The 238-nt window shown below is 42.4% G+C and carries 1 protein-coding gene; it reads left to right on the top strand.

Features of this window, described 5'->3' with window-relative positions:
• Positions 1-46: 46 nt before the first annotated feature.
• Positions 47-238 (top strand): CsiV family protein (locus tag IEX97_RS13760; protein WP_229776938.1); only part of this gene is annotated, 192 nt, incomplete at its 3' end.

Genomic DNA, 238 nt, shown 5'->3' with positions numbered 1-238 from the left:
CTGAATGATTTTAAACAGAATTTATTACCAACGAGCTAATAGTCGAATGAGAATATTGATCCCGTTATTGCTTCTATGTGTCTCAATGCCTTCTTGGGCTGCGCGTCAATTTGATATTGAAGTAATTATTTTCAAGCGAGCAGTCGACGCTGAAAGCACTACTGAATCTTGGCCAAACCAACAGCCTAAAATCGACATGGAAAATGTCGGCAGTTTGGACAGCGAAGCCTACCGCCGC

The sequence above is a fragment of the Paenalicyclobacillus cellulosilyticus genome, assembly GCF_014647315.1.
GTDB classification, from domain to species: domain Bacteria; phylum Bacillota; class Bacilli; order Alicyclobacillales; family Alicyclobacillaceae; genus Alicyclobacillus_J; species Alicyclobacillus_J cellulosilyticus.
Note: the sequence above shows the minus strand (reverse complement) of the source record. Positions and strands in the feature narration are given on the sequence as shown.